We start from the raw sequence: 19,501 nt of genomic DNA, 5'->3' as shown, positions 1-19,501 counted from the left end.
AGGAACGTAGATCCAGCGGCTCGGGGAATCCCGTCCTGCTAGAGGTCGGTCACGCCCAGTTCGTCCAGGGCGTTCTGCATCACCCGGCGGGCGGCATCGCTGAGCACTTCATGGTCGAGCGCATAGCGGATGGTTGCTTCGATCAGGCCGATGTGGGCCCCGCAATCGAAGCGGGTGCCTCGGAAGCGATAGGCGAACACCGGATCTTCGCGGAGCAATTGCGAAATCGCATCGGTCAGCTGGATTTCGCCGCCGGCGCCAGGTGGCGTCGTCTCCAGCAGGTCGAAGATCCGGGGCGAGAGGATGTAGCGTCCGACGACGGCGCGGGTGCTCGGCGCGACCTCGGGAGCCGGTTTTTCGACGATCGCCGTGATCCGTCCTTCGCGGCCGCTGAAATCCTCGGTGGCGACGATGCCGTAGCTGCCGGTCTGGCTGCGCTGCACGTCCTGGATGGCGATCACGCTGGCCTGTTGGGCCTGCGCGAGGTCGGCCATCTGCGACAGCGCGCCCGGCCCGCCACGGGTCCAGATCAGGTCGTCCGGCAGCAATACGGCGAAGGGCTCGTCGCCGATGACGGGCCGGGCGCACAGGACGGCGTGACCGAGCCCCAGGGCTTCGGCCTGGGTGACGAAAATGGCACGCACGCCCGGCGGCAGCACGTTGCGCACCAGCTCAAGCTGCTCGGTCTTGCCTGCGCGCTCGAGCTTCTGCTCAAGCTCGTAGGCCTTGTCGAAGTAGTCCGCAACCGCGTGCTTGTAGCGATTGGTGACGAATACCAACGTGTCGCAGCCTGCCTCGATCGCCTCGTCGACGGCGTACTGGATCAGCGGCTTGTCGATGATCGGCAGCATCTCCTTGGGGACCGTCTTGGTCGCCGGAAGGAAACGGGTCCCGAGTCCCGCCACTGGAAATACTGCCTTGCGAATGCGGCGATTGCCGCGCCGAGCGTCGGTGACCGAGCCTGACGTCATCAAGTCTTCCTGGCGTTGCGTGCGGGGAAAGCGACCACCGTCGCCGACGATGTCGCGGGTGCGGCATTGAGCGGCGCGAATTCCGGGACCGCATCGCACAGGATCAATGCCAGCTCGTCGAGATCGTAGCGTCCCACCGCGTCACGCAGGCGTGAGGTCGCCTCCCCGATCTTCTCCGCGACGATGCTGCGCGCCTCCGCCTGCAGGATTTTCGGGTGGGCCGTTGGCCGATATCGCTCATCGGCATGGAACAGCGTTTCGTGCATCTTCTCGCCCGCCCGCAGGCCGGTGTAGACGATGGCGACGTCCCGCTCGGGATGCTTGCCGGCAAGCCGGATCATCTGTTCCGCCAACAGCCGGATCGACACCGGCTCACCCATGTCCAGCGTGTAGACCGCATGGGTGGAACCGATCGCCGCCGCCTGCAGGATCAGCTGGCAGGCCTCGGGGATGGTCATGAAATAGCGGGTGACATCGGGATGGGTAACGGTGACCACCCCGCTGCGGATCTGTTCCCGGAACAGCGGCACGACGCTGCCGGCCGAATCGAGCACGTTGCCGAAGCGCACCGTCACCGAGCGCGTCGTGCGCGGACTCGCCATCGCCTGGCACACCATTTCCGCCAGGCGCTTGGTCGCGCCAAGCACGTTGACCGGATCGACCGCCTTGTCGGTGGAGATCAGCACGAAGGTGCCGACGCCAGCCTCCTGGCTGGCGCGAGCGACGGTTTCGGTCGCCAGTACGTTGTTGCGGATCGCCTCGCGCAACTGGCTTTCCAGCAGCGGCACCTGCTTGTAGGCGGCGGCATGGAAGACGGCTTCGGGCGTCGATTGCGCCAGGGCATAGCGGATCACCGCCGGATCGCCGCAGTCGCCGAGGATCGGCACGCAGGCGATCTGCGGGAAGTCACGGCGAAGTTCGGCCTCCATCCGCGTCAGCGCAAGCTCGTCGATCTCCAGCAGCGCGATCTGGCGTGCGCCATGGCGTGCGCACTGACGGCACAGCTCGGAACCGATCGAACCGCCGGCGCCGGTGACAAGCACGCTGCGGCCACCAAGCCAGCCGCGGATCGCCTTCCAGTCCGGTGTCACCGGTTGGCGCCCCAGCAGGTCCTCGATCGCGACTTCCTTCAACTCACCCGGCAGCGACCGTCCTTCGAGCAGGTCTTCCAGGTGCGGCACCGTGCGGAATGGCAGGCTGGTGCGCTCGCAGGCAGCGACGATCCGGCGCATGGCGGGCGCGCCGAGCGAGGGCATGGCGATCACCAGCAATTGCGCTGCGGTTTCCGGGGCAATGCGTTCGACTTCATCGATCCTGCCCAGGATCGGCAATCCCTGGAGGTGGCTGCCGCGGAGCTTCGCGGCATCGTCCAGGAAACCGACCGGCTGGTAGGCACCAGCGCGGCGCAGGTCGCGCACGAGGGCTTCACCGGCCTGGCCGGCCCCGAGGATCAACACCCGCAGTACCGCCTTGTCCGACCCCGACTGGCGGTAGTCCTTCCAGGCCCGGTACAGCAGCCGCGGCATGCCCAACAGGGCCGTCAGCACGATCGGATACAACACCAATACCGTGCGCGGGATCTGGTTGAGGCGGTTGTAGAGGAACAATCCGACGACGATCGCCAGCAGGCCGAAGATGCTGGCCTTGAGGATGTTGAACAGGTCCGGGACGCTGGCAAAGCGCCAGATGCCGCGGTAGAGGCCGACCCGCCAGAACACCAGTGCCTGCGCCAGCAGCACCAGGGCGATTTCCGCCCCCCAAAGGGTGACGCTCGGCGGCAACGGCAGGATCGCGTAGCGCAGCTGGTGCAGCCCCGTCCACGCCAGCCAGACCATGAAAAGATCGTGGAATACCACGGCCGCACGCGGAATACCGACGCTGACGCGCTCCTTCAGGCCCATCATTCCCTCGCGTCCTCGCCCGCCCTGCGGACCGTGCGTCTCAGATAAGCCCAGACGCCTGCCCCCAGCAGGCCCGCCACGGGCAGCCCGACCATGATAAACGCTGGCGGGGCCCCTCTTCCGGCCAGCATCGCCAGGCAGGCGAGCAGCGTCCATGCGGCATAGGACCAAGTTACCCGCCCATGGCGGCCGCAGCGACGCACCCAGTACTGGTAAGCGTGCCCGGCGTGGGGCATCCACCAGCGTTCCCCACCGAGCACGCGCAGGGCCAGGGTCAGCGTGGCATCGATCAGGAAGGCCGATAACGGCAGCAACAGCAGCGGGCCGCGTGGACCGGCGTCGACCAGCAGCCATGCGGCCAGTGCGGCAAGCCCGTATCCCAACGCACCGCTACCCACGTCACCAAGGAAGATCCGGGCCCTGGGCAGGTTGAACGGCAGGAAACCGAGGCACGCCGCCGCCAGTGCCAGTGCGAACCAGGCCCCGACCCCCACGCCGGCCCACAAGCCATACGCCGTCGCGACCAGCAGCGCCTGGGACGCCGCCAGGGCGTCGATGCCGTCCATGAAGTTCCAGACATTGACCAGCACCAGGGCGGCCACGAAACCCGCACCGGCGACGGCAATCCCGGCACCTTCCAGTTGCAGGCCCCAGGCCAGCAGGAGCGCCGCCACCGCCTGGACCAGCAGCCGCGGCCAGGGTGGCAGGGGGTGGTGGTCGTCGACCCATCCGATCCCGGCCACCAGCGCGGTGCCCGCCGCGGTCGCCAGCATCAGCGTGGCGTGGCCAGGAAAACACCAGGCCAGGCCGCACAGCGCCACCAGCATCGACGCCACGATCGAAATCCCGCCGCCACGCGGCGTCGGCGTGTCGTGGCTGCGGCGTTCGCCAGGTTGGTCGACCAGTTGCCGGTGCAGCGCATAGCGGCGCGCCAGCCAGGTGCCGACGATGCCGATCGACAGGTGCAGCGCGACCCAGCCCACCCAGCCGCCCGCGACCGCTTCAACCACGGTCACACCACGGCATAGTTGAGCAGCGGCTTGATCGTCCCCCACTCCTTGCAACTGGGGCATTGCCAGTGGTGGCTGCGCGCGCCGAAGCCGCAGCGACTGCAGCGGTAGCTGGGATTGCGCACCAGCAGCTGGTCGGTGATGTGGCGCAGGTCGCGCAGGGTGGCGACGGCATCGGCGCCTTCGGCCAACGTCAGGTCGATCAGCGCCGCTTCACCGCGGACGGACGGACGATCCTTGAGCTGCTGGGCGAGATAGCCACGTGCCGCCGCCACGCCCTCCTCGTTCTCCACCAGGCGCGTGAGTGCCAGCACCGGCGAGATACCGCGGTAGTGTTCGCTCATTTCCCCCAGGAAGGCGCGGGCACCCGGACTGTCACCGACACGCTCGTAGCAAGGCAGCAGTTGGGGGAGGATTTCAGGCAGGTAATCCGGATCGTGGCGGGCCGCGCGCTCGAAGGCCCGGATCGCCGCCGGGTCGTTGCCGGCTTCGACGTCGATGCGTCCCTCCAGCATGCCCGCGCGTACGGACGTCGAATCAGCCGCATAGGCCCGCGCGATCGATGCGCGCGCCGCGGACATGTCGCCGGCCGCGCGCTGGCGTTCGGCCAGCTCGCACTCGAACTGCGCGGTCAGCTTGCCCATCGGCTCGCCGGTGGCGGCTTCGAATCGGGTGGCGTTCTCGATCGCCTTCGGCCAGTCGCGCTCGGCCTGGTAAATGCCGATCAGGTGCTTGAGCGCCTGCGGTGCGCGCTGGTCGATCCGCGCCAGGTCGGAGAACACGGTTTCGGCGCGGTCCAGCAGGCCCGAGCGCATGTAGTCCTCGCCCAGCGCCAGCAGTGCCTGCACTTTCTGCGGATCGCTCAGGTCGCGCCGCTCGACCAACGCCTGGTGGAGGCGGATCGCGCGATCGACTTCGCCGCGGCGGCGGAACAGGTGTCCGAGTGCGACCTGGGTTTCAAAGGTTTCCTTGTCGAGTTCGGCGATGTGCAGGAACAGCTCGATCGCCTTGTCCGGCTGCTCGTTGAGCAGGTAGTTCAGGCCGCGGAAGTACGTCGTCGACAGCTTGCTGACCTGGCTGTCGCTATGGCGCTCGCCGCCACGGCGGCCGATCACCCAGCCGCTGAGCGCCGCCACCGGAAGCAGCAGGAAAAACCAGAACCATTGGTCGAGGATGGCCATCATGCGGCGGCTCCATCGCCTCGCGCGGGCGGTCGCTGGCTGGCGTGCCGCAGTCGCTGGCGCAGCGGCAGCACCACGCTGGCGGAAATCGCGAGGCCGCCGAGCACCACCCCCAGCAGCAGCGCCGCGAGCAGGCACACGCCCAGGGTGGAATGCAGGACGGCCATGCCGAGGTCGAGCGACACCGGCTGCGCGTTGAGCGCGCCGACGATCACTCCACAGCCCAGGAACACCAGGGCGACCAGCACTCGGATCAGGCGCATGCGATGGACTCCAGGATCGGCGGCTAGCTTAGCCGACGGCCTACGCATTGTTCAGCGGGTCGGGGGTACGCGCGTAACTTGCAGCTCGGGGCGTCTGCGATGCGCGTTGGGTGGCTGCCCTGATACGGAAGAGCTCGCGCCTGAAGGCGCTCCTACCGAAACGCGATGGCGGCGGCTTTGCGCTCAGTCCTCGCTGGCGACCGGGATCGCGTCGCTGACGCGCTCGCGCAGGTCCTTGCCGGGTTTGAAATGCGGCACATGCTTGCCGGGCAACGGCACCGCATCGCCGGTCTTGGGGTTGCGTCCGGTGCGTGGCGGACGGAAATGCAGGGAAAAACTGCCGAAGCCGCGGATCTCGATCCGCTCGCCATGCGCGAGCGCGCCGCCCATCATTTCGAGCAGCGACTTCACCGCAAGATCGACGTCCTCAGACTTCAGGTGGCCCTGGCGCTGGGTGAGGATCTCGATCAGTTCGGACTTGGTCATTCGGACTTTGCCGGGGACATCATTCGATGGTCATGGAAAACGGCCCGGGATCAACCGGGCCGTTTTCGCCAACCGCTTACTCGGACTTGCTGTTGAGCTGCTCGCGCAGCAACGCGCCGAGCTTGGTCGTGCCGCTGGACGCGTCGGCCGCCGACCGGTTGTACTCGGACAGCGCTTCCTGCGTCTCGGCTTCGTCCTTGGCCTTGATCGACAGCTGCATCAGGCGGCTCTTGCGATCGGTGCCGACGATCTTGGCTTCGATCTCGTCGCCAACCTTCAGGCGCTGGCTGGCGTCCTCGACGCGCTCGTGGGCGATGTCTCGCGCAGCGATATAGCCTTCCACGCCGCCTTCGAGTTCAACCGTCGCACCCTTGGCGTCGACTTCCTTCACCGTGCCCTTGACGATCGAGCCGCGGGTGTTGGTCGCGACGAACTGGCCCATCGGGTCCTGTTCCATCTGCTTGACGCCCAGGCTGATGCGCTCGCGCTCCGGGTCCACCGCCAGCACGACGGCTTCCAGCGTGTCGCCCTTCTTGTAGTTGCGCGCGATGTCTTCGCCGGTCGAATTCCAGCTGATATCCGACAGGTGGATCAGGCCATCGATGCCGCCGTCCAGGCCGATGAAGATGCCGAAGTCGGTGATCGACTTGATCTGGCCTTCGACCTTGTCGCCCTTCTTGTGGATCGCGGCGAAGGTCTCCCACGGATTGCTGGTGACCTGCTTGATGCCCAGCGAAATGCGGCGACGCTCTTCATCGACGTCCAGCACCATGACCTGCAGCTCGTCACCGACCTGCACGACCTTGGACGGGTTGACGTTCTTGTTGGTCCAGTCCATCTCGGACACGTGCACCAGGCCTTCGACGCCCGGCTCGATCTCGACGAACGCGCCGTAATCGGTGACGTTGGAGACCTTGCCGAACACGCGGGTGTTCGCCGGGTAACGGCGCGCGATGTTGTCCCACGGATCCTCGCCCAGCTGCTTGAGGCCGAGGCTGACGCGGTTGCGCTCCTTGTCGTACTTGAGCACGCGGACGTCGAGCTCCTGGCCGACTTCCACGACTTCCGACGGATGGCGCACGCGCTTCCAGGCCATGTCGGTGATGTGCAGCAGGCCGTCGATGCCGCCGAGGTCGACGAACGCGCCGTAGTCGGTGAGGTTCTTGACCACGCCCTTCAGCACCGCGCCCTCGACGAGCTTCTCGAGCAGCTGCTCGCGCTCTTCCGAATGTTCGCTCTCGACCACCGCGCGACGCGAAACCACCACGTTGTTGCGCTTGCGGTCGAGCTTGATGAGCTTGAACTCGAGTTCCTTGCCTTCCAGGTACACGGGATCGCGCACCGGACGCACGTCGACCAGCGAACCCGGCAGGAATGCGCGGACGTCCTTGATGTCGACGGTGAAGCCGCCCTTGACCTTGCCGCTGATGCGGCCGGTGATGGTTTCGTTCTTCTCGAGGGCTTCCTCGAGCTCGTCCCACACCATCGAGCGCTTGGCCTTCTCGCGCGACAGCACGGTCTCGCCGAAGCCGTTCTCGAGGCTGTCCAGCGCGACCTTGACGACATCACCCACTCCAACGTCGATTTCGCCGGCGTCATTGCGGAACTGTTCGATCGGCACGATGCCTTCGGACTTCAGGCCGGCGTTGATCACCACCACGTCGGTACGGACCTCGACGACGGTGCCGGTGACGATGGAACCCGGCTTGAGCTTGGCGATGTGCGACTGGCTCTGCTCGAACAGTTCGGCGAAGGATTCGGTCATTGCAGCATTCATGTATGGAATATCTCTGTGGATACACAGGCCGGACACGCCGGATTGGCGATGCTTCCGACCCACCCTGGGTCTGGCGTGGCTTCGACGAAGCCTGCGCCATGTGTGGTTGATCACCGGCTGCGGGATTGCAGACGGCTGGGTCTGTTGCGGCGGATTACGCCCCCCGCGCCGGAAGCAGCTCCAGCACGCGTTCGACGACCGCATCGATGCCAAGGCCGGTGGTGTCGATGCAGACGGCGTCTTGGGCCGGGCGCAACGGAGCCACCGCGCGATTGGCATCGCGGGCGTCGCGGGCCAGAATCTCCCGCAGCAGACCGTCCAATGTAACGGAAACCCCTTTTTCCTTCAACTGCTTATAGCGTCTTTGGGCCCGTTCATCGGCGCTGGCGGTCAGGAAGACCTTGTGGCTGGCGTCGGGGAAAATGACCGTCCCCATGTCGCGGCCGTCGGCGACCAGGCCCGGCGGCTGGCGGAAGGCCCGCTGGCGGTCGCGCAGGGCCGAGCGGACCTCCGGAATGGCCGCGATGGCGGAGGCGGCCGCACCGGCGGTTTCGGTGCGCAGTTCGTCCGTGGCGTCGACCCCGTTGACCAGGATGCGTGGCTCCTCCGGGCCATCGCCGACGAAGCCGACCTGGGTATCGAAGGCGCAACGGACCAGCGCCGACGCGTCCGACAGGTCGATGTCCGACCAGCCCGCGGCCAGGCCCACGGCCCGGTACAGGGCCCCGGAATCGAGGTAATGCCAACCCAGGCGGGCGGCGACCAGGCGGCTGATCGTGCCCTTGCCCGAGCCCGAGGGACCGTCGATGGTGAGGACCGGCGCGCCGGCCATGGAGGTGTCGTCGGACATCGGATCTCCTGCGTTGACCGGCAAGTGTAGCCCGCGGCCCGCGCCAGGCTCCGCAAGCAGTTGAATGCAGGGGGAAATGCAGGCAGAATGTCCGGCTTCGTTGTCCCACCATCCATTCTTTCGCCATCCGAGGTTGTCATGAAGGTCCTGTCCTCCCTGAAGTCCGCGAAGAACCGCCACCGCGACTGCAAGGTGGTCCGCCGCCGCGGCAAGATCTTCGTGATCTGCAAGTCGAACCCGCGTTTCAAGGCGCGCCAGCGCTGAAACAAGCGTGTACCTGCGGCGCCCGGCGCCGCAGGCATGCGAACGGCGAAAACCGAAGCGGCGCCTCGCGGCGTCCATCGGCAAGGGTTCCGGAAAGGCCGCAGCGATGCGGCCTTTCCTGTTTCCACGCCGGGTGGCGCTCGACGGCCTACGGCCCGGCGCTGCGATCTGCTAAAACGCTGTCCTACCCATCGCCCCGAGGAGTCGCGCCATGAATGTCCGCTTCCGCGTCGTGCCGCTGGTCGCCCTGCTCGCCTTCGCCGGCACCGCCGCGGCCGAGACCCTGCTGGTCGAGCGCGTGCAGCAGGAACCCACGATGGCCATGCCTTCGCGCGGCATGTCGATGGACCAGGTCCAGGCCCGCTTCGGCGCCCCGGCCAGCAAACTCGAACCGCGTGGTGGACAGAAGCACCAATGGCCGACGATCTACCGCTGGAGCTACCCGGCCTTCACCGTGTACTTCGAAAAGAGCAAGGTCGTGGACGCGGTCGCCAACAAGACCGGCGACGATGAAATCGGGCCCAAGCCCGCTGTCCGCTGACCGGCCCGAATCGACGATGCCCGAGGCACCACGCTTCCCCGCCGAGTGGGAGCCCCAGTCAGCGATCCTGATCGCCTGGCCCCATGCCGGGACCGACTGGGCGCCACGACTGGCGGCTGTCGAGGAGACCTACATCGCGCTGGTCGCGGCGATCGCCCGCTTCGAACCGGTGGTGGTCTGCGTGGCCGACGACGACGTGCAGGCGTACGCCCGCGCGCGCCTGGCCTCGGCGCGGATCGACATGGCGCAGGTTCGCTTCGTCGAGGTCGCTTACGACGACACCTGGCTGCGCGACTCCGGCCCGATCACGCTTGCGGGGGCGGACGGATTCCGGCTGCTGGATTTCCGCTTCACCGGCTGGGGTGGCAAATTCGACGCCAGCCAGGACGACCGCCTGATCGAGCACCTCGATGAAGCTGGAACATTTCTCAACAGTACTCGCCAACCAATTGAGTTTGCTCTAGAAGGCGGCGCGATTGAGACGGACGGCGCCGGCACGTTGCTGACCACCTGGCGCTGCCTGCATGAGCGCCACCCGCAGCTGGACCGGGTCACCCTCGCCGACCGGTTGGCCGATGCGCTGCAGCAGCAGCGCGTGGTCTGGCTCGATCACGGATATCTGGAAGGGGACGACACCGACGCCCATGTCGATACCCTCGCCCGCTTCGCGCCCGGCGACGCGATCGTGTTCCAGGACTGCGACGACGCCTCGGATCCGCATTACCGCGAACTGCAGGCAATGGCCGCCGAACTGGCCGCCATGCGCACCACGGACGGCCGGTCCTACCGCCTGTTCGCACTGCCATGGCCGCAACCAATCATCGACGAAAATCGAAGGCTGGCAGCAAGTTATGCCAACTTCCTCATCGTCAATGGAGCCGTGCTGATGCCGGTTTACGGCGACGCGGCCGATGGACGCGCACAGGCGGTCCTGGCCGAAGCCTTCCCCGGCCGTGAGATCGTGCCCGTCCCCTGCCGGCCGCTGATCTGGCAGAACGGCAGCCTGCACTGCATCACCATGCAACTGCCGGCAGGCGTCATTCCGGCGGGGTAGCAGACTGCCCGCCAGCGTGGGCGATCCTGCCGCATTCCAGGAACTCACGACGGGAGGTTCGCCTGTCGGGACTTGCAGCGCGCCGCGCGCGGCTTCGGCCACAGGCCTTCCGGCGCACGGGTGCGGCGCCGGGACGCGTCCGGCCCACCGGCCAGGACGCGACCTTGTTGACACCCGCCATACAATCATCCGATGACCAAGATCCTTCCCGTCGCGCTGATCCAGGAGCGCAACCACGGCGATGCCGAGGCCAATCTCGCCGTCATCGAACAACGCGTCGCCGAAGCCGCGAAGCACGGCGCAAAGCTGGTGCTGCTTCAGGAACTGCACAACGGCGCCTACTTCTGCCAGCACCAGAATGTGTGCGAATTCGAACTGGCCGAAGCGATCCCCGGACCCAGTACCGAGCGCTTGGGCCGACTGGCGAAGCAGCATGGCGTGGTGCTGGTCGGATCGCTGTTCGAGCGCCGTGGCGCCGGGCTCTACCACAACACCGCGGTTGTCCTGGACCGCGACGGCTCGTTGGCGGGCAAGTACCGCAAGATGCACATCCCGGACGATCCGGGCTTCAACGAGAAGTTCTACTTCACTCCGGGCGACCTGGGTTTCCACCCGATCGATACCTCGGTGGGCCGCCTGGGCGTGCTGGTGTGCTGGGACCAGTGGTATCCGGAAGGCGCGCGCCTGATGGCGCTGGCCGGGGCCGAGCTGCTGCTCTATCCGACCGCGATCGGCTGGGATCCCGACGACGACCAGGCCGAGAAGGATCGTCAACGCAACGCCTGGCTGCTCAGCCACCGAGGGCACGCCGTCGCCAACGGCCTGGCCGTCCTGAGCTGCAACCGCGTTGGCCACGAACCCTCACCGGTGCAGGCCTCGGGCATCGACTTCTGGGGGTCCAGCCACGTGCTCGGCCCGCAGGGCGAAATCCTGGCCGAGGCCAGCATCGACGCTCCCGAACTGCTGATGGCCGAGGTCGACCTGCAGCGCAGCGAGCATGTGCGGCGGATCTGGCCTTTCCTGCGCGATCGCCGGATCGATGCCTATGGCGACCTGTTGAAGCGCTACCGCGACTGAGCCGCCTCACGTACCCGGGTAAGCGCAGCGCACCCGGGGCCACCAGCGACGACTGCTAACCTGCCGCACACCAGTTCAGGCCTCTGCGACGCACTGCCCTGGCGGCGTGTCCCGGCGTCTGCATGTTCCTCCCGGGTGCGCTGCGCTTACCCGGGCTACACAGACCAGATTTTCCATTCCTATTGGCGACGATGACCGACATCCCGACACCGCTGGACCCCGCCCTGGCTTCGACCAGGCAACCGACGGCGATCGTCGAGCGTGATGGCGTGCACTACACCCTGCTCGGCACCGCGCATGTTTCCAGGGCGAGCGTCGATGCCGTCCGCGCCGCGATCGCCAGCGGCACCTTCGACGAGATCGCGGTCGAGCTCGATCCGCAGCGCCTGCAGGGGCTGACGGATCCGGATTCGCTGGCCAACCTCGATCTGATCAAGGTGCTGCGCGAAGGCAAGACCGCGGTGTTCGCCGCCAACCTGGCGCTGGCGGGTTACCAGCGGCGGTTGGCGGAAAAGCTCGGCATCGAGCCCGGTGCGGAACTGAAAGTCGCGGCCGCCGAAGCCAGGTCGCTCGGACTGCCACTGCACTTGATCGACCGCGATGTCGGCCTGACCTTCCGCCGCGCGATGCGGCGCCTGGGCTGGTGGGGCCGGGCGAAGATCGCATCGGGCCTCGTGGCCGGCATGGTCGTGAACGACGAGGTCGACGAGGACCAGATCGAAAAGCTCAAGGAAGGCGACATGCTCGAGTCGGCCTTCAGCGAGTTCGCGGCGCAGACCCCGGCGCTGTACGACACCATCATCGCCGAGCGCGACCGCTACATGGCCGCGCGCCTGCGGGAATCGGCCACCACCGCGGGAGCCCGTGTGCTGGCTGTGGTTGGCGCAGGCCACCTGCAGGGCCTGGCCCGCCACCTGCGGGAGGACACCGACCCGCCCGCGCAAGTGCGCGAACAGCTCGAATTCGTGCCGAAGAAGTCATCCGTCCCCTGGTTCACGCTGGCGATCACGGCGCTGGTCCTGGGGAGCTTCGCCTACGGCTTCTGGCGTGGCGGCTTCGACGTCGGCGCCGACCTTGTCGCGCAATGGGTGGCGTACACCTCCGGCCTGGCCGCGCTGGGTTGCCTGCTGGCCGGCGGGCATCTGCTGAGCATCGTCACCGCCGCGATCGCCGCCCCGCTCAAGCCGTTCCATCCAGGGGTGCCATCCGGCACGTTCAGCGCGATGGTCGAAGCGTGGATCCGCAAACCCACCTATGCCGACTTCCTTGCCCTGCGCACGGACGTCCAGTCGGCCCGCGGCTGGTATCGCAACCGCGTCGCGCGGGTGCTGGTCAACTTCACGCTGACCAACCTGGGCACCGCGATCGGCGTCTGGATTGCCGGCGCCCGCATCCTGGGCAAGCTCTTCGGCTGATTTCCCAGCCGGTGGCGCGGCTTTCGGCCCCGGGCCGTTTCCGATCACTCGGCAGCGCCCGGCGCGCCACCAGGCGAAGGGCGCCTACTCCACGCTGATGGCAGCCACGGAAGCGACGGGCCCTTGCGCGTCCCCACGCCGGCGTCGGGCACGTTCGATGATGCGGGTCGTGCCATGGCTGAGGTCGTCGAGGATCGCGTAGATCGTCGGCAGGAACAGCAGGCTGACGACGGTCGAGAACGCCAGGCCGCCGGCGATCGCTCGCGCCATCGGGTAATACGCCGGCATGTTGTTGCCGGTATCGCTGGTCGACAACGCAATTGGAACCATGGCCAGGATCGCGGTACCCATTGTCATCATGATCGGGCGCAGGCGCTCGCGGCTGCCTTCCACGAGCGCGTCGGTGCGTGACATGCCGCGCCGGCGCAGGTTGTTGATGTGCTCGATCATGACAATGCCGTTGTTCACCACCACGCCCATCAGCACCAGGATGCCGATGAAGGCCATGACGCTGAACTCGGTCCCCGTCAGCCAGAACAGCCAGAAAACCCCGAAGACGGAGAACACCACGCCGCTCATGATCGCCACCGGGAACAACAGCGACTCGAACACCGCCGCCATCACGATGTAGATCATCAGCAGGGCGATGCCGAGGTTGAAGAACATCTGCCTCATGGCATCGTCGTCGTCGCCGAACGCGCTACCCTCGAACGTGTAGCTGTAACCGGCAGGGAAAGCGACCGCCTTGAGGGTTTCTTCCAGCGCCTTGCGCGCGTCCGGCATCGTGACCTTGTCCGGGAGGTCGGCCACGATCTTCAGCGCGGTCTGCCGGTTGACGCGCCTGATCTCGCTGGCGGCGGGGATGACGTTGACGTCGACCATGCTCAACAGGGGCACACTCCGGCCGTCCGGCGCCCGCACGGTGAACGAGGAGATGTCCTTGACACCGAAATCCTGCGCGCCGGCAAACCGGACCCACACGGGCACTTCGTTCTCCCCGCGACGGAACTCACGCAGCGGCGCGCCGCGCAGGGCGAGCCCGACGAATCTCGAGACCTCCTCGGCACTGAAGCCGAAGGCCGCCGCGCGTTCGCGGTCCACGCGCACCTGGAGTTCGCTGTTGCGGTCGCCGGCATCGATGCGGACGTCCCGCAATTCCTTGCGTTGCGCGAGGATGGGAACGATGTCGTTGGCAAGGTCGGTCAGCGTCTGGGTGGAATCGCCGACCAGCTGGAATTCGACATTCTGGCCCGGGCCGCCGTCATCACCGCCATGGCCGACCGTGATCGTCGCACGCGCTGACTTGGGCAGGTCCTTGCTGATCTGGTCGACGATCGGCTTGGTGACCTCGGGATCCTTGTTGTCGAAGGTCACCACCGTGTCGGCATCGCCCTGCTCGCTGTAATACGAGTACAGCTGCTTGATGTGGTACTTGGCGCGATTGGCGTCCAGGAAGTTTTCGACCCTGAGTATCTCGTCTGAAATCTGTTCCTTCGTGTAGCTGCCCTTCCATTGGTAGTTGACGTCGACCTGCTCGCCGCCACCACCGCCGAACATGTTGATCTTGGTCATCTTCGCCGGCACCAAGCTGACCGCGATGATCATCAGGATGCCCAGCACCGACTTGCCGCGATGCTCGAGCGTCCAGCGCAGGAAGGTGGCATAGCGTCGCTGCAATCGCGGGATGAGGCCGGAGGCCGCTCCTGGCCCGAGTGTCGGCGGCGTTTTCAGCTTGGCTGAAATCATCGGGATCAGGCTGACGGCCACGAGCCACGACGCCAGGAGCGAGACCGAGATCGTGATCGCGATCTGCGAGAGGAAAATCGCGGTTACGTTACGCTCGCCGAACAGGTTGGGCACGAACACGATGCAGTGGCACAACGTGCCGGCGGTCAACGCGATCGCCACATGGCGGGTGCCGAGGATCGACGCCAGGCGGGGGTTGCCGGGATTCTTCTCGCGTTCCTGGTAGATGCTCTCCACGACAACGACGGCATTGTCGACCAGCATGCCGACGGCCAGCAACAGCCCCATCATCGACAGGATGTTGAGCGTCACACCGGCAAAGTACATAAACCCCAGCGTCAGCACGAAACAGATCGGGATTGCCAGCGTCACCATCATCGTCGAGGGCCAGTGGCGCAGGAAGAAGAACAGTACCGCGATCGACAACACCAGTCCGATCGCACCGGCTTCAGCCAGGCTGCGCAGTGAACTGGTGACGTCGGTTCCCTGGTTGTCGATGACCTTGATCTGGATCCCGCTCAGCGCCGGGGACTTGCTGATCGCCTCGACCTCGCGCAACGCGCTGGAAGAGACTTCCACCAGGTTGGCGTCGCGCTCCTTGAAAATGTCCAGGCCGACCGCGGGACGACCATCGAGGCGGCGGCCATAGTCCATGCGGGCAGGCTTGAGCCGGACCTGGGCGATATCCCCGAGCCGCACGCCATTGCTGCCGATCACCAGGTCGGTGAATTGCGACAGGCTGGTGATTTCCCCCACCGGCTGCACGCGCAGGCGACGGCCGCCATCGTCGACTTCACCTGCCGAAACGGAGAAATTCAACGCCTGCAGCGAACGGGTCAGGTCGTTGAGGCTGATGTTGTGCGCGACCAGGCTGTCGGGGGAGATCGCAATCTCCACTTCGTTGGGCGGCGCGCCCGAAACCTCGACCTTGGCAACGCCCGGCAGCCGTTCGAGCCGGCGCTTGAATTCACGATCGATCAGGTCGTAAGCACCGGTGAGGTTGCGCGTCTGGCTGGCCAGGCGCACGCGCAGCACCGGCATGTCGCTGGTGTTGAACTTCTGGACGAAGTAGCGCTGCATCTCCTCCGGCAACTGGTCGCGGATCGCGTCGATGTGCTCGCGCGCTTCCGAGGCGGCCACGGCCACGTCCCGACTCCAGTCGCTGAACACCACCTGCAAGCCGGCCCCGTCCGAGCGCGCCGAGCCTTCGATCTGCTTGATGCCGGACATGGTCGACATCGCCTCTTCCACAGGCCGCAGCAGCGTGCGTTCAACCTCTTCCGGGGTCGAACCGGTGTAGGGAAGGCTGATGAAGATGAATGGTGGCGACACCGACGGCAGCGCCTCCAGTGGCAAGCGCACCGCCGCGATCAATCCGATCACGAGCAGCGAAACGAACAACATCACCGTTGTCACCGGCCGACGGATGCTCAGTTCGGCGATGCTCATGCGCGACCTCCGTCCATGGCTGCCGCGGCGCTCATGCCTGGCCGCCTTCGGTCAACTCACCCTGCTCCCCGGCAATGCCGGCGGCGACTTCGGACCTGTCGCGCCGCATGCGCCGGCCGCGCTCGCGGTAATACGCATCGGCGCGTCCATCCAGCAGGTCGTACACCACCGGGATCACCACCAGCGTAAGCAGCGTCGATACCAGCAGGCCCCCGATTACCGTGATCGCCATCGGCGAGCGCACCTCGGCGCCTTCGCCGGTCGCGATCGCCAGCGGCAGGAAGCCGAACAGCGTGCACAACGTCGTCATCGCGATCGGCCGCAGCCGCGACCGCGCGCCTTCCACCAGCGCTTCGCGCTTGGGCATGCCCTCCTCGCGCAACTGGTTGACCTTGTCGATGAGGATGATCGCGTTCTTCACGACAAGGCCCACCAGCAGGATCAGGCCGATGAACACCACCACCGACACGGTCGAGTTGGTGAGCAGCAAGGCGAGCACCGCGCCCACCAGCGCCAGCGGTATGGTGAACAGGATGACGAAGGGATGCAGCAGCGATTCGAACTGCGATGCCATCACCAGGTAGACCAGGAAGATCGCCAGGCCAAAGGCGAACAGCAGCGAGCGGACAGAATCAGAGAGTTCCTCGCCCTGCCCACCCATGTGCATGCCGATGTCCGGACCCAGCGGGTGCGAGGCGACCATGTCGCGGACTTCAGCGACCGCGCCGCCGAGGTCGATGTCACGCAGGTTTGCGGACACGACCGCGACCCGCACCTGGTCGGCCCGATGGATCTCGCTCGGCCCGGTGGTCGAAACGACATCCGCGACTGATTCCAGAGTCACCGGCCGGCTGTTGCCGGGGTTTACGATCAGGTTGCGGATGCTGTCGACCGAAGCGCGATCAGACTCCTGCGCACGCACCAGCACGTCGATCTTCCTGTCGCGGAAGCTGTACTGGGTGGCGACGTCGCCGCGCACCTTGCTCACCACGACGTCGGCGATCTGGCGTGTGGTCATGCCCAACGCCGCCGCCCGCTCCTGGTCGAAGCGGATCTGTATCTCAGGAAAGCCCTGCTCGACCGTCGACTTGACATCGGCGTAGTGCGCGTTGCCGCGCAGCAGCGCCGCCATCTGTCGTCCGGCATGTTCGATCGCACCGAGGTCCTGGCCGGTGATTTCGATCTCGAGCGGGGTGGAAAAGCTGAAGAGCTCGGGGCGGCTGAAATCGACCAGCGCACCTGGATGCTGTTGCATCGATGCGCGCAGGCGCTCGGTCTCCTGCTTCTCGACTTGCTTGCTGCCGCCATTGGCCATCACCACCGTCAGCTTTCCGATGTTCTCGCCGCTTTCGGTCGGATTGGCGTCCAGCCGCGTGCCGGTGCCGCTGACGCCGTAAAGCACGCGGATGCCGTCATCCTTGGCATGCGCGCCCTGCAGTTCGCGGATCACCGCATCGGTGTCGCGCAGTGGCGTCCCCGGGGGTAGCTTCACGGTCATCTCGAAGCGGTCCTGCGCCAACTGCGGGATCAGGTCCGAGCCCAGCAGCGGGACCACCGCCAGGGTCAACGCGAATGCGATCGCTGCCGCGCCGAGCACCAGCCATCGGCGCTCGAGTGCCGCGGGCAGCAGCTTGAGATAGCCCTTCTCGGCACGACCGTACGGTGCCATCGCCAGGTCGCTCGCCTTGCGCATGACCGGCCCGACGATGGCGACGAGACCGCGCCACAGGCGCACAACCAACCAGGCGATCCCGAAGAAACCGCCACGGGCGCCGGCGCCCAGCCCGTGCTCGACGGCAGCCAGCGGCTTATGCAACGGCGAGGTCGGCTTCCATCGCGGGTGCGGGGCTTCCTCCGGAAACGCCAGCGGCGGGCGCCCCTTCAGTGAGCTGAGCATCGGGATCAACGTCATCGCGACAACCAGCGAAATCCCGATCGCCAGCGCGACCGTCAATGCCTGGTCGCGGAACAGCTGGCCGGCAATGCCCTGCACGAACACCAACGGCAGGAACACCGCGATCGTCGTCAGGGTCGAGGCCACGACCGCCATGCTGACTTCGCTGGTGCCGGCGACGGCCGCATCGAGGATCCCGAGGCCGCGATCGCGCGCCTTCGCGATGGACTCCAGCACCACGATCGAGTCGTCGACGACCAGGCCGGTCGCCAACGCAAGGCCGCCCAGCGACATCACGTTCAAGCTCAGGCCGAAGCGCCCCATGAAGAAGAACGTGGCGATGATCGACACCGGCAGCGAGAGCCCCACGACGAGCGTGCTCCAGCCGTCGCGCAGGAACAGGAAGATGATCAGGATCGCAAGCAGGCCGCCGATAACTGCATCCATCTTCACGTCATGGATGGCATTGCGGATGAACGTCGACTGGTCGTCGATGGTCGTCAGTTCCACATCGGGCGGGATCTGGTCCTTGATCCGCTCCAGTCGTTTCTGGATCGCGTCGGCGGTCGCCACCGTGTTGGCATCGCCTTCCTTGTAGATCGCGAGCTCGACGGCTTCCCGCCCGCCAAGGCGGATGATCGCTTCGCGGTCCTTGTGGCCCTGGCGGACATCGGCGATGTCCTTCAGGCGTACCGGCACGCCGCCGGCAATGGCGCCCTGTCCCGACGACGATGCGCTTTGCACCGAAGCGGCGGCGGCCATCGCGCTGGCATCACCGGTGGCGGCGGCAACGCGCGCCATCTGTTCGGCCGCCGACGCCGCAGCGCCGCCACCGGCGGATTGCGTGGTGACCAGCATGTTGGCGATTTCGTCGACGCTGGCGAACTGGTTCACCGTGCGCACGAGGTAGCGCTGGGTGCCCTCCTCCAGCCGGCCGCCGGACACGTTGATGTTCTCCGCCTTCAGCCGGGCGATGACCGTTTCGATCGGCAGGTTCAGCTGCGCAAGCTTCTGCTGGTCGATGTCGACCTGGATCTCGTCCTCCAGGCCACCGCCCACCTTGACCGCCGCGACACCGTCGACGGGTTCGAGCTTCTTCTTCAGGTCATCGTCGGCGTACCGGCGCAATTGCGCCAACGCGCGCAACGACTCGGCATCGCTGGCGCCCGGCGCCTGCTTGGCCGTCAATGCCAGGCGCAGGATCGGCTGGGTCGAGGGGTTGAAGCGCAGCAGCACCGGCGCCTTGGCTTCCAGCGGCAACTGCACCACTTCCATCTTGTCGCGCACCTCCAGGCTGGCCTGGTCCATGTCGGTGCCCCAGGCGAACTCGAGCACGACATCGCTCTGCCCGGTGCGCGATACCGACTTCAACTTGCGCAGTCCCTTGACGACGCCGACGGCTTCCTCGATCGGCTGGCTGATCAGCGTCTCGACTTCGGTCGGCGCCGCGCCGGTGTACTCGGTGCGCACCGTGAGCGTGGGATAGCTCAGGTCCGGCAACAGGTTGACCTTGAGGCTGCCCAGCGCAATAACGCCGAACAGGACCAGGGTGATCGTCATCATCGCGATCGTCACGCGGCGGCGCGTGGCGAATTCAACGACGCTGAAGCGCGACGCGTTCG

At 66.5% G+C, this 19,501-nt stretch carries 15 protein-coding genes; 5 read left to right on the top strand and 10 right to left on the bottom strand.

All coding sequences use genetic code 11. The annotated features are described in order from the left end of the window. Positions 1-38 precede the first annotated feature (38 nt). From galU to cmk, 8 genes are all read right to left on the bottom strand, one after another. On the bottom strand, positions 39-971 hold the full coding sequence (gene galU / locus G7B67_RS02200; protein WP_166207125.1) for a UTP--glucose-1-phosphate uridylyltransferase GalU: 933 nt from the start codon (positions 969-971) through the stop codon (positions 39-41). Then, positions 971-2,875 (bottom strand): polysaccharide biosynthesis protein, encoded by a 1,905-nt coding sequence (locus tag G7B67_RS02195; protein ID WP_166207122.1) that lies wholly within the window; start codon positions 2,873-2,875, stop codon positions 971-973. Before G7B67_RS02195 ends, galU begins: the two co-directional genes overlap by 1 nt. After that, positions 2,872-3,888, bottom strand: a complete 1,017-nt coding sequence (locus G7B67_RS02190) for an MraY family glycosyltransferase (RefSeq protein WP_166207119.1) — start codon at positions 3,886-3,888, stop codon at positions 2,872-2,874. The genes G7B67_RS02195 and G7B67_RS02190 overlap by 4 nt, the downstream gene beginning before the upstream one ends. Further along, a complete protein-coding gene (gene lapB / locus G7B67_RS02185) occupies positions 3,885-5,063 on the bottom strand; it encodes a lipopolysaccharide assembly protein LapB (protein WP_166207699.1) in 1,179 nt (392 codons plus the stop codon). Before lapB ends, G7B67_RS02190 begins: the two co-directional genes overlap by 4 nt. Then, positions 5,063-5,326 carry a lipopolysaccharide assembly protein LapA domain-containing protein gene (locus G7B67_RS02180; protein ID WP_166207116.1) on the bottom strand — a complete coding sequence of 88 codons (264 nt, stop codon included), beginning with the start codon at positions 5,324-5,326 and terminating at the stop codon, positions 5,063-5,065. The genes lapB and G7B67_RS02180 overlap by 1 nt, the downstream gene beginning before the upstream one ends. Positions 5,327-5,509: 183 nt before the next feature. Continuing rightward, entirely contained in the window at positions 5,510-5,812 is a 303-nt protein-coding gene (locus tag G7B67_RS02175) for an integration host factor subunit beta (protein ID WP_166207113.1), read from the bottom strand. A 76-nt stretch (positions 5,813-5,888) separates the two neighbouring features. Next, positions 5,889-7,577, bottom strand: a complete 1,689-nt coding sequence (gene rpsA, locus G7B67_RS02170; protein WP_166207110.1) for a 30S ribosomal protein S1 — start codon at positions 7,575-7,577, stop codon at positions 5,889-5,891. 166 nt (positions 7,578-7,743) lie between these two features. After that, entirely contained in the window at positions 7,744-8,421 is a 678-nt protein-coding gene (cmk, locus tag G7B67_RS02165; RefSeq protein ID WP_166207696.1) for a (d)CMP kinase, read from the bottom strand. A 156-nt stretch (positions 8,422-8,577) separates the two neighbouring features. Here cmk and ykgO point away from each other — a divergent pair, with 156 nt between their 5' ends. The 5 genes from ykgO to G7B67_RS02140 all read left to right on the top strand — a co-directional run bounded on the left by ykgO (position 8,578) and on the right by G7B67_RS02140 (position 12,790). After that, positions 8,578-8,703, top strand: a complete 126-nt coding sequence (ykgO, locus tag G7B67_RS02160; RefSeq protein WP_166207107.1) for a type B 50S ribosomal protein L36 — start codon at positions 8,578-8,580, stop codon at positions 8,701-8,703. Positions 8,704-8,914: 211 nt separating this feature from the next. Beyond that, a complete protein-coding gene (locus tag G7B67_RS02155) occupies positions 8,915-9,244 on the top strand; it encodes a hypothetical protein (RefSeq protein ID WP_166207104.1) in 330 nt (109 codons plus the stop codon). Between the two features lie 16 nt (positions 9,245-9,260). Then, positions 9,261-10,298 (top strand): agmatine deiminase family protein, encoded by a 1,038-nt coding sequence (locus G7B67_RS02150; protein WP_166207101.1) that lies wholly within the window; start codon positions 9,261-9,263, stop codon positions 10,296-10,298. A 192-nt stretch (positions 10,299-10,490) separates the two neighbouring features. Further along, on the top strand, positions 10,491-11,375 hold the full coding sequence (locus tag G7B67_RS02145; protein WP_166207098.1) for a carbon-nitrogen hydrolase: 885 nt from the start codon (positions 10,491-10,493) through the stop codon (positions 11,373-11,375). Positions 11,376-11,566: 191 nt separating this feature from the next. After that, complete coding sequence (locus G7B67_RS02140; RefSeq protein ID WP_166207095.1) at positions 11,567-12,790, top strand: TraB/GumN family protein; 1,224 nt, start codon at positions 11,567-11,569, stop codon at positions 12,788-12,790. A gap of 84 nt (positions 12,791-12,874) precedes the next feature. Here G7B67_RS02140 and G7B67_RS02135 read toward each other — a convergent pair whose 3' ends face one another. Together G7B67_RS02135 and G7B67_RS02130 are read right to left on the bottom strand one after the other, a co-directional pair. Then, positions 12,875-15,985 carry an efflux RND transporter permease subunit gene (locus G7B67_RS02135; protein ID WP_166207092.1) on the bottom strand — a complete coding sequence of 1,037 codons (3,111 nt, stop codon included), beginning with the start codon at positions 15,983-15,985 and terminating at the stop codon, positions 12,875-12,877. 31 nt (positions 15,986-16,016) lie between these two features. Then, complete coding sequence (locus tag G7B67_RS02130; protein ID WP_166207693.1) at positions 16,017-19,442, bottom strand: efflux RND transporter permease subunit; 3,426 nt, start codon at positions 19,440-19,442, stop codon at positions 16,017-16,019. Positions 19,443-19,501: the final 59 nt, after the last annotated feature.

Origin of the sequence: Cognatiluteimonas telluris, from assembly GCF_011320095.1 — a bacterium.
GTDB lineage: Bacteria > Pseudomonadota > Gammaproteobacteria > Xanthomonadales > Xanthomonadaceae > Cognatiluteimonas > Cognatiluteimonas telluris.
This window is presented reverse-complemented; position numbering and strand designations above follow the sequence as displayed.

Coding starts and splice junctions, on each gene's coding strand:
- lapB (WP_166207699.1), bottom strand. CDS start 5,063: ATGGCCATCCTCGACCAATGGTTCTGGTTTTTCCTGCTGCTTCCGGTG.
- G7B67_RS02195 (WP_166207122.1), bottom strand. CDS start 2,875: ATGATGGGCCTGAAGGAGCGCGTCAGCGTCGGTATTCCGCGTGCGGCC.
- G7B67_RS02145 (WP_166207098.1), top strand. CDS start 10,491: ATGACCAAGATCCTTCCCGTCGCGCTGATCCAGGAGCGCAACCACGGC.
- G7B67_RS02135 (WP_166207092.1), bottom strand. CDS start 15,985: ATGAGCATCGCCGAACTGAGCATCCGTCGGCCGGTGACAACGGTGATG.
- G7B67_RS02140 (WP_166207095.1), top strand. CDS start 11,567: ATGACCGACATCCCGACACCGCTGGACCCCGCCCTGGCTTCGACCAGG.
- rpsA (WP_166207110.1), bottom strand. CDS start 7,577: ATGACCGAATCCTTCGCCGAACTGTTCGAGCAGAGCCAGTCGCACATC.
- ykgO (WP_166207107.1), top strand. CDS start 8,578: ATGAAGGTCCTGTCCTCCCTGAAGTCCGCGAAGAACCGCCACCGCGAC.
- G7B67_RS02155 (WP_166207104.1), top strand. CDS start 8,915: ATGAATGTCCGCTTCCGCGTCGTGCCGCTGGTCGCCCTGCTCGCCTTC.
- cmk (WP_166207696.1), bottom strand. CDS start 8,421: ATGGCCGGCGCGCCGGTCCTCACCATCGACGGTCCCTCGGGCTCGGGC.
- G7B67_RS02175 (WP_166207113.1), bottom strand. CDS start 5,812: ATGACCAAGTCCGAACTGATCGAGATCCTCACCCAGCGCCAGGGCCAC.
- G7B67_RS02130 (WP_166207693.1), bottom strand. CDS start 19,442: ATGATGACGATCACCCTGGTCCTGTTCGGCGTTATTGCGCTGGGCAGC.
- G7B67_RS02180 (WP_166207116.1), bottom strand. CDS start 5,326: ATGCGCCTGATCCGAGTGCTGGTCGCCCTGGTGTTCCTGGGCTGTGGA.
- G7B67_RS02150 (WP_166207101.1), top strand. CDS start 9,261: ATGCCCGAGGCACCACGCTTCCCCGCCGAGTGGGAGCCCCAGTCAGCG.
- galU (WP_166207125.1), bottom strand. CDS start 971: ATGACGTCAGGCTCGGTCACCGACGCTCGGCGCGGCAATCGCCGCATT.